Source organism: Mesorhizobium sp. ES1-1 (genome assembly GCF_020164785.1).
In the GTDB taxonomy this organism is placed as follows: Bacteria; Pseudomonadota; Alphaproteobacteria; order Rhizobiales; family Rhizobiaceae; genus Mesorhizobium.
Genome location: NZ_JAIUGX010000012.1, coordinates 110,465 through 123,401, shown reverse-complemented (window position 1 = coordinate 123,401; position 12,937 = coordinate 110,465). Strand labels below are relative to the sequence as shown.

The 12,937-nt window shown below is 61.2% G+C and carries 13 protein-coding genes; 3 read left to right on the top strand and 10 right to left on the bottom strand.

The window, feature by feature from the left end; genetic code table 11:
• Positions 1-47: 47 nt before the first annotated feature.
• Positions 48-407, top strand: coding sequence for a hypothetical protein (locus tag LB513_RS20425; protein WP_224665321.1), 360 nt, complete (start codon positions 48-50; stop codon positions 405-407).
• A gap of 40 nt (positions 408-447) precedes the next feature.
• Here the strand turns inward: LB513_RS20425 and LB513_RS20420 are convergent, their stop codons facing one another.
• The 7 genes from LB513_RS20420 to LB513_RS20390 form a co-directional block, all read right to left on the bottom strand.
• Positions 448-1,389: a 2-hydroxyacid dehydrogenase gene (locus tag LB513_RS20420; RefSeq protein WP_224665320.1), complete on the bottom strand. Its 942-nt coding sequence runs from the start codon at positions 1,387-1,389 to the stop codon at positions 448-450.
• Positions 1,390-1,416: 27 nt separating this feature from the next.
• Complete coding sequence (locus LB513_RS20415) at positions 1,417-3,045, bottom strand: ABC transporter ATP-binding protein (protein WP_224665319.1); 1,629 nt, start codon at positions 3,043-3,045, stop codon at positions 1,417-1,419.
• Positions 3,042-4,187 carry an ABC transporter permease gene (locus tag LB513_RS20410; RefSeq protein WP_224665318.1) on the bottom strand — a complete coding sequence of 382 codons (1,146 nt, stop codon included), beginning with the start codon at positions 4,185-4,187 and terminating at the stop codon, positions 3,042-3,044. Before LB513_RS20410 ends, LB513_RS20415 begins: the two co-directional genes overlap by 4 nt.
• Positions 4,187-5,284, bottom strand: coding sequence for a microcin C ABC transporter permease YejB (locus LB513_RS20405; RefSeq protein ID WP_224665317.1), 1,098 nt, complete (start codon positions 5,282-5,284; stop codon positions 4,187-4,189). The genes LB513_RS20410 and LB513_RS20405 overlap by 1 nt, the downstream gene beginning before the upstream one ends.
• Positions 5,285-5,314: 30 nt before the next feature.
• Entirely contained in the window at positions 5,315-7,183 is a 1,869-nt protein-coding gene (locus tag LB513_RS20400) for an extracellular solute-binding protein (RefSeq protein WP_224665316.1), read from the bottom strand.
• Positions 7,183-9,060: an extracellular solute-binding protein gene (locus tag LB513_RS20395; protein ID WP_224665315.1), complete on the bottom strand. Its 1,878-nt coding sequence runs from the start codon at positions 9,058-9,060 to the stop codon at positions 7,183-7,185. The genes LB513_RS20400 and LB513_RS20395 overlap by 1 nt, the downstream gene beginning before the upstream one ends.
• Positions 9,061-9,229: 169 nt before the next feature.
• Complete coding sequence (locus LB513_RS20390; RefSeq protein WP_224665314.1) at positions 9,230-9,952, bottom strand: c-type cytochrome; 723 nt, start codon at positions 9,950-9,952, stop codon at positions 9,230-9,232.
• A 191-nt stretch (positions 9,953-10,143) separates the two neighbouring features.
• Here LB513_RS20390 and LB513_RS20385 point away from each other — a divergent pair, with 191 nt between their 5' ends.
• Both LB513_RS20385 and LB513_RS20380 read left to right on the top strand, forming a co-directional pair.
• Positions 10,144-10,872, top strand: a complete 729-nt coding sequence (locus tag LB513_RS20385) for a 3-deoxy-manno-octulosonate cytidylyltransferase (RefSeq protein WP_224665313.1) — start codon at positions 10,144-10,146, stop codon at positions 10,870-10,872.
• Positions 10,873-10,881: 9 nt separating this feature from the next.
• Positions 10,882-11,745: a prephenate dehydratase gene (locus LB513_RS20380; protein ID WP_224665312.1), complete on the top strand. Its 864-nt coding sequence runs from the start codon at positions 10,882-10,884 to the stop codon at positions 11,743-11,745.
• A 43-nt stretch (positions 11,746-11,788) separates the two neighbouring features.
• Here LB513_RS20380 and LB513_RS20375 read toward each other — a convergent pair whose 3' ends face one another.
• From LB513_RS20375 to LB513_RS20365, 3 genes are all read right to left on the bottom strand, one after another.
• Entirely contained in the window at positions 11,789-12,214 is a 426-nt protein-coding gene (locus tag LB513_RS20375; protein WP_224665311.1) for a type II toxin-antitoxin system VapC family toxin, read from the bottom strand.
• Entirely contained in the window at positions 12,214-12,465 is a 252-nt protein-coding gene (locus tag LB513_RS20370; RefSeq protein ID WP_224665310.1) for a type II toxin-antitoxin system Phd/YefM family antitoxin, read from the bottom strand. The genes LB513_RS20375 and LB513_RS20370 overlap by 1 nt, the downstream gene beginning before the upstream one ends.
• A gap of 145 nt (positions 12,466-12,610) precedes the next feature.
• Entirely contained in the window at positions 12,611-12,916 is a 306-nt protein-coding gene (locus LB513_RS20365) for a Dabb family protein (protein WP_224665309.1), read from the bottom strand.
• Positions 12,917-12,937: the final 21 nt, after the last annotated feature.

Below are 12,937 nucleotides of genomic sequence, written 5' to 3'. Positions count from 1 at the left end.
AGGCGGGGTGATGTAGGCCGCGGGATATCGGGAAAGGGAGACATACGATGCGCTGGAACCTGATTGTCTTGGCATCCTGTCTGGCCACCGCGGGCTGCGTCGGCAATTCGACGTCCGAGCGGCAGGACGACAATGTACAGTCGTCGCTCCGCTACGACGCCGTTCCCTGCGATGAACTGTTGGCCCAGCGCGACGGGCTGGCGCAGCAATACAACCTTTCGACACAGGTCAAGCCGACATTTTCCAATCCGGCGATGGGGTTCGGCCCATTCACGCCGGACATGCGCTCGCAGCGCCAGCGCGACATCGACAGGGCGACCGGCGAAATCGACGCCATGAACCGGTCGATCAATCGCCGCGACTGCGACAAGCCTGACGAGCAGAAGAAGTTCGTCCTGCCCGGCTGACCCCTCAAGCTGAGGCCTCGCTCACGCCCCCGGAGTTGGGTTAGTAACCCGCTTTGCGATCGACCAGGTTCTCCAGCGTCTCGCCCCGTTCGAAAGCATCCATCTGGCGCAGCATGATCGGCGCCAGGTGGACCGGATCCGAGGTCGCCGCTGCATGCGGCGTCACGAACACCTTGGAATGGCTCCAAAGCGGGCTGGTCTTCGGCAACGGCTCGACCTCGAACACGTCGAGGCTCGCCTCTTTCAGCGTGCCGTCATCCAGCGCCCGCACGATATCAGCGTCCTTCTGCAGGCGACCGCGCCCTGCGTTGATCAGCACGGAGCCGCCCAGCCCGTTGCGCTTGCGCAATTCCTTCAGCACGCCGTAATCGATGATGCCTTGTGTGTCGGGGGTCAGCGGCAGCAGCACGACCAGTATGTCGGTGGCGTTGAGGAACGGGATAAGTCCTGCCTCGCCGGCATAGGTGGAAACGCCTTGCATCGGCCGATCGCCGCGAGACCAGCCGTTGACGGCGAAGCCAAGCGACAGCAGCACCGAAGCCGCCGCGCGCCCCAGATTGCCGAGCCCCATAATGCCTACGGAAATGTCGCCGGCCGGTCTTTGCGGCGGCTCGTGCCAGATCTTTTTCGATTGCTGCGACCGGTAGAGCAGTCCTTGCCGGTGGTGGTCCAGAACGCGCCAGACGACATATTCGGTCATGTACTGGGTCAGATTATCGGCGACAACCCTGACGATCGGCACGTCCGGCAGGCCGGGATCGGCGAAAATATGGTCGACGCCGGCGCCGATCGAGAAGATGGCGCGCAGGTTGGGCAGGGACGACAACAGGTTCGGCTTCTGTTTCCACACCACCGCATAGGTTATCGACGGGTCGCCGGCGCCATTCGGCTCCAGCACGACGTCGCGCTCGGCCGACAACAGGTCGCGCCAGCGCTGCGGATGGAAGCCGGTGACGGCAAGCAGGATGCGGCCTTTTTCCATGGCAGTCTTGTAGTCCCTCTTATGCAATCACTGGCTGACGATGCCGACCGGCGCCGTCTCGATCTTGAACGCTGCCGAGATCAGCGCCCGAGTATAGTCGGTTTGCGGATCTTCAAAAATCTGCCGGGAGGGGCCTGCTTCGACGATCTTGCCGTTGCGCATGACGATGACGTCATTGGCGAGCGCCCGGATAACCCTGAGGTCATGGCTGATGAAGAGATAGGCGAGGTCGTGCTTGGCCTGCAGATTGCGCAGGAGGTCGACGACCTGCGCCTGCACGCTCATGTCGAGTGCCGAGGTCGGTTCGTCCAGCATCACGAAGCGCGGCTTCAGCACCATGGCGCGCGCGATGGCGACGCGCTGGCGCTGCCCGCCGGAGAACTCGTGCGGGTAACGGTTGCGGGTGGCCGGGTCGAGGCCGACCTCCTTCAGCACGGCGGCCACCTTGTCGTCGCGTTCGTCGGCCGACAGCTTCGGCTCGTGGATTTTCAGACCTTCCTCGATGATCTCGGCGATCGACATGCGCGGGCTCAGCGACCCGAAAGGGTCCTGGAAGACGATCTGCAATTCGCGCCTGAGTGGCCGCATGGCGTCGAAGGAGAGCTTGTCGATGTCGTGCCCATTGAACCGGATCGTTCCGGTCGACGAGATCATGCGCGCCAGCGCCAGGCCCAGCGTCGTCTTGCCCGAACCGGACTCGCCAACCACGCCGAGCGTCTGGCCGGCGCGCACGGTGACGTCGATGCCGTCGACCGCCTTCACATTGTCGACGGTGGTCCGGAAAAATCCCTTCTTGATCGGGAACCAGACCTTGATGTCCTTGCCGGTCATGACAGGCTTGGCATCGGCATTGGAGGCCGGCGGCTTGCCCTTCGGTTCGGCCGCCAGCAAGTGCTTGGTATAAGCATGCTGCGGATTGGCGAAGATCTCCTTGGTCGGTCCGGTCTCGACGATCTTGCCCTTGGTCATCACGCAGACGCGGTCGGCAATCTTGCGCACGATGCCGAGATCATGGGTGATGAACAGCATCGACATGCCCTTGCGGCTCTTCAATCCGGCCAGCAATTCCAGGATCTGCGCCTGCACGGTGACGTCGAGCGCCGTCGTCGGCTCGTCGGCGATCAAAAGTTCAGGTTCGTTCGCCAGCGCCATGGCGACCATGACGCGCTGGCGTTGGCCGCCGGAGAGCTGATGCGGATAGGCATCGAGGCGTTTTTCCGGCTCGCGGATGCCCACTTCGTTGAGCAAGGCCAGTGTGCGTTGCCTGGCCGGGCGGTCGGCCATGCCCTGATGCAGTTTCAGGATCTCGACAATCTGATGCTCGATCGTGTGCAGCGGATTGAGCGATGTCATCGGCTCCTGGAAGATCATGGTGATCTTGTTGCCGCGCACTTGCCGCAACTGCTTTTCGCTCATCGCGAGCAGGTCTTCGCCCTGGAACAGGATCTTGCCCGAGGGGTGGCTGGCGCTTGGATAGGGCAGCAGCTTCAGCACCGAAAGCGCCGAGACGGATTTGCCGGAGCCGGACTCGCCGACCAGCGCCACGGTCTCGCCCTTGGCGATGTCGAATGAAATGTGGTCGACGGCTATCGATTGGTTGCCGCCTTGGGTGAAGGCGACGCTGAGATCACGCACAGAAAGGAGGACTTCGCTCATCTGAACGCCTTGCGCGGATCGAACGCGTCGCGCGTCGCTTCGCCGACGAACACCAGCAGCGACAGCATCAGCGAAATCACCACGAAGCCGGAAATACCCAGCCATGGCGCGTTGAGGTTGCGCTGCGCCTGCTTCAGCAATTCGCCGAGCGAGGCCGAGCCGGGCGGTAGGCCGAAGCCGAGATAGTCGAGCGAGGTTAGCGTCGAGATCGAACCTGACAGCAGGAAGGGCATGAAGGTCAGTGTCGCCACCATGGCGTTGGGCAGCAGGTGCCGAAACATGATGGTGCGGTTGGGCACGCCAAGCGCCCTGGCCGCGTTGACATATTCGAAATTTCGGGCGCGCAGGAACTCCGCCCGCACCACGCCGACCAGCGCCACCCAGGAAAACAGCAGCATCAGGCCGAGCAGGATGAAGAAGCCCGGCGGCAGGATGGCGGCAACGATGAGCAGAAGGTAGAGCACCGGGATGGCGGACCAAATTTCGATGAAACGCTGGAACAAGAGATCCGTCCAGCCACCGAAATAGCCTTGAAGGGCGCCGGCCGCGACGCCGATAGCAGCCGAGCCTGCGGTCAGGATCAGGCCAAACAGCACCGAGATGCGGAAACCGTAGATGACGCGCGCCAGCACGTCGCGCGCCTGATCATCCGTGCCGAGCCAATTCCAGTTGCCGACGATGCAGGCCGGATCGGCAGCCCCTTGCGGATACTGGTTGCAGCGCGTCTTGGCGTCGTATTCCCAGGACGGCTTGGCGGGTGCCGCTTCCGGAATTGCGTTGTTGACGGTCTGGTAGGAGTAGCGCACCGGCGGCCAGATCATCCAGCCATTGGCGTTGATCTCGTCCTGGATGACCGGGTCGCGATAATCGGTGACGGCATAGAAACCGCCGAATTTTTCCTCGGGGTAGGCGACCAGGACCGGAAACAGGATTTCACCCTTGTAGGAGGCGATGATGGGCTTGTCGTTGGCGATGAATTCGGAGAACACCGACAGCACGAACAAGAAGAGGAAGATCCACAGCGACCAGAAGCCTCTACGATTGGCCTTGAAATTCTGCAGGCGGCGCTGGTTGAGCGGCGACAGGAAAGGCCGCTTGATCCGGGCGGGCGCAGTGTCGCCGGTGACGGTGGCCTCCGACATCAAATGTCTCTCCGCTCGAAATCGATGCGCGGATCGACCCAGGTGTAGAGAAGGTCGGACAGCAATCCGACGAACAGCCCAAGCAGCGAGAAGATGTAGAGATTGGCGAACACCACGGGATAGTCACGCTCAACTACGGACCGGAAACCAAGCAGGCCGAGGCCGTCCAGGGAGAAGATGTTCTCGATCAGCAGCGAGCCGGTGAAGAAAGCCGAGATGAAGGCGCCGGGGAAGCCGGCGATGACGATCAGCATGGCGTTGCGGAAGACGTGGCCATAGAGGACCTGCCGTTCGGACAGTCCCTTGGCGCGGGCCGTCACCACATACTGCTTGCGGATTTCTTCGAGGAACGAGTTCTTGGTCAGCAGCGTGGTCGTCGCGAAAGCCGACAGCACCAGCGCTGTCAGCGGCAAGGTCATGTGCCAGAAATAATCTACGATCTTCCCCCACCAGGACAGCTGATCCCAATTGTCCGAGGTGAGACCCCGCAACGGGAACCAGTCCCAGAACGATCCGCCCGCAAACAGCACCATCAGCATGATGCCGAACAGGAAACCCGGAATGGCGTAGCCGACGATGACGACGCCGCTTGTCCAGACATCGAACGGCGTGCCGTCCTTGACCGCCTTGCGGATGCCGAGCGGGATCGAGATCAGATAAGACAAAAGCGTGATCCACAGCCCGATCGAGATCGACACCGGCATCTTTTCCAGGATCAGGTCGAGCACCGAAATGTCGCGGAAGTAGCTGTCGCCGAAGTCGAAGCGGGCATAATTCCACAGCATCATGCCGAAACGCTCAAGCGGCGGCTTGTCGAAGCCGAATTGCTTTTCCAGCTTCTTGATGAATTCGGGGTCGAGCCCCTGCGCCCCACGGTATTTCGAACTTACATCGCCAGACACGTCAAAATTGGCGCCGCTGCCTGCATCACCGCCGCCGCCGCCGAGGCGATCGCTGCCGCCCTGGTTGGTCAGTCGGGCGATGACCTGTTCGACCGGGCCGCCCGGGGCGAATTGAATGACGGCGAAGGAGATCGCCATGATGCCGAACAGGGTCGGGATCATCAAAAGAATGCGGCGCAGAATATAGGCGCCCATCAGGCCTTCTGCCCCCGTCGAGCGTACATCTCAGCCTTTGCCAATTCTTGCCGCCTTGCCCTTATCGAACCACCACAGCGTCTCGACCGGAAAGCCGAAATCAGGCTTCTGTTCGGGAAAGCCGAACATGTCCCAATAGGCGCTTCGGTGATTCGCCAGGAACCAACTAGGAATCCAATCGAACCGCGCGCGCAAGACCCGGTCCAGCGCCCGCATCGCGACCGTCAGCGATTCTCGATCCGTTGCCTTGCCCACGGCGTCGATCAGTGCGTCGACTGCAGGGCTCGCGATACCCGGCAAATTGCGCGAACCGGAGACGTCGGCGGTATTGGAATGGAAGAAGACTTCCAGATCGTCGCGCGTCGGGGTGGCGCTGAACGAGAAGGCAGCCGACAGAAGATCGAAGTCGAACGTCGCTTGCCTGGCCTGGTATTGCGCGGAATCCACCAGCCGGATCGATGCATCGATGCCGATCGCCCTCATGTTTGCCACCCACGGCGAATAGACCTGCACGAAGGTCTCGTCATCGACCATGAATTCGGCCGACAGCCTCGCCCCTTTCCCGTTGACGACGAAATCGCCCGACCGTTTCCAGCCGGCTGCTGCCAGAAGCTTGACAGCTTGCCCAAGCAGTTTGCGGTCGCGACCGGATCCATCGGAGGTCGGCAGGCTGACAGCTTGACCGAAGACCTCGGGTGGAAGCTGGGCACGGAGGGGTTCTAGCAGAGCCAGTTCCTGCAACGATGGCTGTCCTTCGGCGCGAAAGTCCGATTTCTCGAAGCAGGATTGCGAGCGCTCATACGAGCCGTAGAAAAAATTGCGTCGTGTCCACTCGAAGTCGAAGCAGAGAGCGATCGCCTGCCGCACCCGCGCGTCACGAAACTGTTCGCGGCGCTGGTTGACCGCGGTTCCCTGCATTGTCGGACGCCTCTCGGCAGGAAACTCGTGCTTGACTACCTTGCCGGCGGTCAATGCGGGGAAGTCGTAAGCAGTCGCCCAGACGCGTGAGGTAAACTCCTCGCGGTAGGTAATCTCGCCCTTCTTGAAGGCTTCGAAGGCGGCGGCACGATTCTGATAGAACTCTATGCGGATGACGTCAAAATTGTTCTGGCCCCGATTGACCGCAAGGTCGCGCGCCCAATAATCCGGCACGCGGTGGTATTCGATCCATGCGCCGGCCGAGAAGCGGCCGACCTTATAGGCCCCGGAGCCGAGCGGCGGATTCAACTGCGAGGAATCGAATGGATTGGCCGTGTAAAAGGCCTTCGACAGGATCGGAAACTCCACGATGTTGAGGACCGTTCGAGCCGATTGCTTCCCGGAGAAGGTGAGCCGAAGCGTATGGTCGTCCAACGCAGCCGCGTCCGCCATATGTGTCAGCGGCAGCGACAGCTGAGGATGACCCTTGTCCTTGTAAAGGTTGAAGGTGAAGGCTGCATCTTGTGCAGTTAGCGGCGAACCATCATGGAAACGCGCTTGCGGGCGCAGCGAAAAGGTGAAGCTGTTGCGATCGTCGGAAAGCGTCACGCCGTCGGCAAGCTGGCCGTAGACCGTGTCGGGTTCGTCGAGGGCCCTCACCATCAGGGCATCGAAGCACATCTCCATGCGCGGTGGTGCGTCGCCCTTGTCGGCGAAAGAATTCAACGTGTTGAAAGTCTGCGTATCCTGGTTGTAGCCCCAGTTCGGCGGCGAGAAGTTGAAGATGCCGCCGGCCGGAGCGTTTACGTCTGCATAGTCGAAGCGGGCAAAGTCGGGTTTGTACTTAAGGTCGCCAAACGCCGACAGGCCGTGCAGCTTGGTGCCGGTGGCAAGATCGGCAAAGGCCCGGCCCGGAAGCAGGGCAATGAGTGCCGCTGAGCCGCTCAATGCCAGAAAGCTGCGGCGAGGCAGGAGCGCCATCAATTGCTGCTCTTGTACTTGGCGGCGAGCGCCTTTTCCTTGTCAGGGTCGATCCACCAGGAATCGAGGTCCGCGCCGACATAGCCAGGCTGCCTGTCGGGCAATTTGAACTTGTCCCAATAGGCCAGCCACACTGCGGAGCGATGATATTGAGGCACAACGTAAAAGTTCCACAGCAGCACCCGGTCTAGCGCATGGGTGGCGGCGATGAGGTCCTCGCGACCCGTTGCAAAGATGATGCGGTCGACCAGCGCATCGACGGTCGGATTCTTGATGCCCATCAGATTGCGCGAACCAGGCGCGTCTGCTGCCTTCGAACTCCAGAAATCGCGCTGCTCGTTGCCGGGCGAATCCGACTGCCCGAACAAGCCGGTGACGACATCGAAATCGAAATTGCTGACGCGATTGACGTACTGGGTCTGGTCGATGTTGCGTAGCGAAGCGTCGACACCGATCTTGCGCAGATTGGCTATATAGGGGCTGGCGATGACCTGGTCGGTGTCATTCCAGCCGAGGATCTCGAACTTGAACGGCGTGCCGGTCTTGGCGTTGACCATTCTGCCGCCCTTGATGACCCATCCCGCCCTGGCGAACAGATCGACAGCCTGCTTCAGGTACTTTCGCTCGGATTGCTGCGAATCGTAGACCGGCAGCTTGAACTCCTGCGTGAACAGTTCTGGAGGCAGCGTGTCGCGGTATTTTTCAAGGATCTCCAGCTCCTTGCCCTGCGGCAGTCCGCTCGAAGCCATTTCGGTACCTTGGAAATAGCTTGATGTGCGTGTGTTGAAGCCGAAGAACAAGGTGCGATTCATGCTCTCGAAATCGAATGGTAAGGTCAGTGCCTCGCGAACCAATCGATCTTGGAAGAGCGGCTTTCGCTGGTTGAGGACAAAGCCTTGCATCGGCTGTGGCGCTTGGCTCTGGAAATCCTTCTTGATGACGTCGCCGGCCTCGAAAGCCGGAAAATTATAAGCGGTTGCCCATTTGCGTGAGCTGTATTCTCGATTGACGTCTTCCAGCCCGCCCTTGGTGAAGGCCAGCCAGGCCGCGTTGTCGTCAAGGATGTAGGTGTATCGGCGCGTGTCGAAATTCTCGCGTCCGACCTTTACCGGTAGCTTTGCCGCCCAATAGTCCGGCACGCGCTGCCAAACGATTTCGGAGCCCGGCTTGAAGCTGGCTATCTTGTAGGCGGCCGAGCCGAGCGGAATTTCCAGCGTGGGCCTTGTGATGTCACGCTTGTTGCCTTTGGCATCCACGCCTTCCCACCAGTGTTTAGGCAGCACGGCCAGATCGCCGATGATCTTCGGCAATTCCCGGTTGCCTTTCTGGCTGAAATGAAACTCGACCTCGCGATCGGAGGTCGCCACCGCATCCGTCACGTTTTCGAAGTAACGACTGTATTGAGGGCTGTTGGCCTTCAGCACCTTGAACGACCAGATCACGTCGTCAACGGTGATCGGCTGGCCATCATGCCATATTGCGCGGGGGTCGAGCCGGTAGGTGGCCGAGGAATAATCGGCCGGATATTTGTAAGCGTCGGCAATCAGGGGATGGCTGACACTGCCTTCATCGGTCGCCTGCTCCATCAGCGTGTCGTAGAGCAGTCCGCCACCGAACCCCACCAGACCGGCCGCCGGAGACCCTTGCACGACATAGGGGTTGAAACTGTCGAATGTGCCTAATACCACCGCATTCAGTGTGCCGCCCTTGGGCGCATCGGGATTGACGTAGTCGTAGCGCTGGAAATTGTCGCCGTATTTGGATTCGCCAATCAGCGATGAGGTGGTGCGCCATTCGTCCGCCTGGGTAGCTTGCAATCCTGCGGCCAGAAGGGCAGCCGCCAGGATCGACTTGCGAAGCGTTCGGCCAACCTTCATGCACTATCCTCTTCGCGATGCGCGCCAGTTCAATCCAGAACCGCATTCTAGATGATTTGGCGCGGCTGAAAACCGCCATGCATGGCTTTGTCGCCGTCCACGCAATTCTCCTGACGAAAAAGCCGGGCTGAACCCGGCTTTTTCAAGATCATCGCGGCAACGATTTGTTTTATTGAGCCGGAGCCGGAGCCGGAGCGGCCGGCGCCGGAGCGGCTGGCGCAGCCGGTGCCGCAGGCGCAGCCGGAGCAGGCTCGGCAGGCTTGGCCGGTGCGGCGCCCTCTGCCGGCTTCGCCGGGGCTGCCTCGGCCGGCTTGGCGGGTGCGCTGGCGTCAGCGGCAGCTCCTGGCGCCGGCAGCGGCTTGGGGTTGTCGGACAGGGTGCGCAGATAGGCGATGACGTTGGCGCGCTCCTCGTCCTTGGGCAGCCCGGCGAAGCCCATGGCGGTGCCTTTGACGAACTTCTTCGGCGAGGTGATGAAGTGGTTCAGATTGTCGTAAGTCCACTTCTCGGCGCCGCCTTTGGAGAATTCCTTCATGCCGGCCGAGTAGGCGAAGCCTTCATGTTCGGCCACGGGACGGTCGACGACGTCCCACAGATCGGGACCGACCTTGTTAGGGCCGCCCTTTTCGCCGGAATGACAGGCCTGGCATTTCTTGAACACGGCAGCGCCCGCTTCGACATTGGCAGCCGCCAGCAACTCGGCGATCGGCTTGGCTTCGGCGGCGGGGGCAGCCGCACCGCCTTCGGCCGGCTCTGCAGCCTCGATCGCGAAGCCCGGCTTTTCCGGGGAAGGCGAGGCAAATAGCGCGTTGGACACCAGCCCGACAGAGAACACGACGAAAACAGTTCCGAGCAATCCGGCGAGCAGCTTGTTGACTTCGTTGGAATCCATACGCCCCTTGCTCCCTTTTCCGGCGGACAGATCCGTCCACTCCGTCCGTCGGTATCGTGACCAGCTGTCGAAAGCCGCCAAATCGGGCGGAAACTAGGTCTTTTGCTGCGGCGTTGCAACACCTATAAGGGCCCCTCCAGTGAGACCTTTTGCCACTTTTCCCTGTCCTCTTTGAGCGCCCCTCACATCATATGTCCACGCTGATCCTGATACCGGCCCGAATGGCCTCGACCCGCCTGCCGGGCAAGCCTCTGGCCGACATCGCCGGCGCGCCGATGATCGTCCATGTCGCCCGCCGCGCCACCGAGGCCGGCCTCGGCCGAGTCGTGGTGGCGACCGATACGCAAAGCGTGTCCGATGCTGTGCGCGCGCATGGTTTCGAGGCGGTGATGACGCGCATGGATCACGAATCCGGTTCGGATCGCATTCACGAGGCCCTGCTCGCGCTCGACCCGGGCCGCGAGGTCGAGACCATCGTCAATGTGCAAGGCGACCTCCCCACCATCGATCCGGATATCATCGCCGCATCGCTTAAGCCCTTCGAGAACGGCGCCGTGGATATCGCCACACTGGGCGTCGAGATCGTCCGCGACGAGGAAAAGACCAATCCGAACGTCGTCAAGATCGTCGGTTCGCCGCTCTCCGCCAGCCGGCTGCGTGCGCTTTATTTCACCCGCGCGACCGCGCCGTGGGGCGAGGGGCCGCTCTATCACCATGTCGGCCTCTATGCCTACCGGCGCGCCGCCCTGGAACGCTTCGTCGCGCTGAAGCCGTCGGCGCTGGAACGCCGCGAGCGATTGGAGCAGCTTCGAGCGCTGGAGGGGGGGATGCGCATCGATGCGGAGATCGTGCATTCGCTGCCGCTCGGTGTCGACACGCCGCAAGACCTTGAGCGCGCCAGACACATTCTTTCCAACTGAGACACCAGCATGCCTGAAAAGACCAACAGAATATCCTTCCAAGGCGAGCCGGGAGCAAACTCCGACACCGCTTCGCGCAACGTCTATCCCTCGATGGAGCCGTTGCCCTGTCCGACCTTCGAGGATGCGTTCAATGCGGTCGAGACCGGCAAGGCCGACCTCGCCATGATCCCGATCGAGAACACCATCGCCGGGCGCGTCGCAGACATCCACCATCTGCTGCCGGAATCGAAGCTGCACATTGTCGGCGAATATTTCCTGCCGATCCATTTCCAGCTGATGGTCCTGCCCGGCGTCAAACGCGACGAGATCACGACCGTCCACAGCCATATTCACGCGCTTGGCCAGTGCCGCAAATACATCCGCAAGAATGGCTGGAAGGCGATCGTCGCCGGCGACACGGCGGGCGCCGCCAAGATGGTTTCCGAGGTCAAGGACCGCAGCATGGCCGCGCTTGCGCCGGCGCTGGCCGCGACGCTCTACGGGCTCGACATCATCGAGGAGAATGTCGAGGACACCGACAGCAACGTCACCCGCTTTGTCGTCCTGACCAAGAACAAGCAATGGGCGGAACGGCCGGCACCCGGGGTCAAGATGATGACGACCTTCATCTTCCGCGTCCGCAACGTGCCGGCCGCGCTCTACAAGGCGATGGGCGGCTTCGCCACCAACGGCATCAACATGACCAAGCTGGAAAGCTACCAGCTGGGCGCGTTCACCGCGACGCTGTTCTACGCCGACATCGAGGGCCATCCGGACGATCCGCTGGTCAAGCTGGCGCTGGAAGAACTGCGCTTCTTCTCGCGCGAGGTGCGTATCCTCGGCGTCTATCCCGCAAGCGAGTCGCGCGAGCAGTGGAAGGTGGCGGATTAGTGTGTGTCGCCCGTTGGCGACAAGGTATGCATGAAGCCTACGCCTACGCCTGGATGTCCCACGGATTTACCAGGGCTACTCCTGTTCCCTCGAAATCGGCAATGTTGCGCGTCACCAGCGTCATCCGGCGGGTGAAGGCCGTGGCCGCGATATAGGCGTCGTTGATCGGCTTGGGATTGGGCACATGAAATTGTGCCGCCTGAATGGCCGCTGCTTCGTCCAGCGGCAAGATTCGGCCGGAAAATGTTGTCAGAACCGCGTTCACCAGCCAATTGCGCAGCACTTTGCCGGCAATGGCGTCGTGATTTTCCACCAGTCTCACGCCAACCTCCAATTCGTGCAGGACTACGGACGAAATGAAGGTTTCGGCAGGATCGACGGTTTCGTTCCAGAGCACGACATTGGGATGCGCCTTGCGGCTCGATAGCTTTCGCAGTTCAGCCACGACATTGGTATCGAGCAACAACATCAGGACAGGTCTGCCGGCCCGGCACGTTCCGTGCGGGGCGGGAGCGGCAAGTCAAGATCACCCGCTCCCAGCGTAGCCAGCATGTCACCGAGCGACCGCGCTTTACCGGTGAGCCGTTTATATTCGTCGAACGACAAGAGGACGTGCGCTGGCCGTCCTCTGTCGGTGATGATAACGGGGCCGTCCTTGGCAGCCCGTTTCGCGCGGCCAAGATCCTGGTTGAGCTCGCGACCCGAAAGCGTGGTGATCATACTGGCTCGCCCAATGTGGTTACGTAACCGCATTTAATCTGTTCGAGCAGAAATTGCAACTTTAAGCGCAGGAATGCGACCCGTCGCAATTAGGTTGCGCGTCTTGCCGGGGCATGCGCTCGCGGATTTCCGCGACCGCTCGCGCTCAGATCACCGCGCCAAGCGGCACGTAGTCGATCTCGAGAAATTTCTCGACCTCCGGCACCCAACGATCACGCACGAAGGCGACGTGGTCCGGATGATCGTTGTACCTGGTGTAGGCGGCCTGGTCGGCGAACTCCATCGAGAAGCCGAACTGATAGTCGTTCTTGGGGCTAACCTGCCGCAACTGCTCGAAATGGGTAACGCCCCTTATTGCCGAAAGGGCTTTCTTTGCATCGACGAGGAACCGCTTTTCCTCCAGCGAGTGCGGCGCATGCTTCAGCGTGAAGATGACGGTGTGACGGATCATGTCCTGCTCCTAGGATTTTTT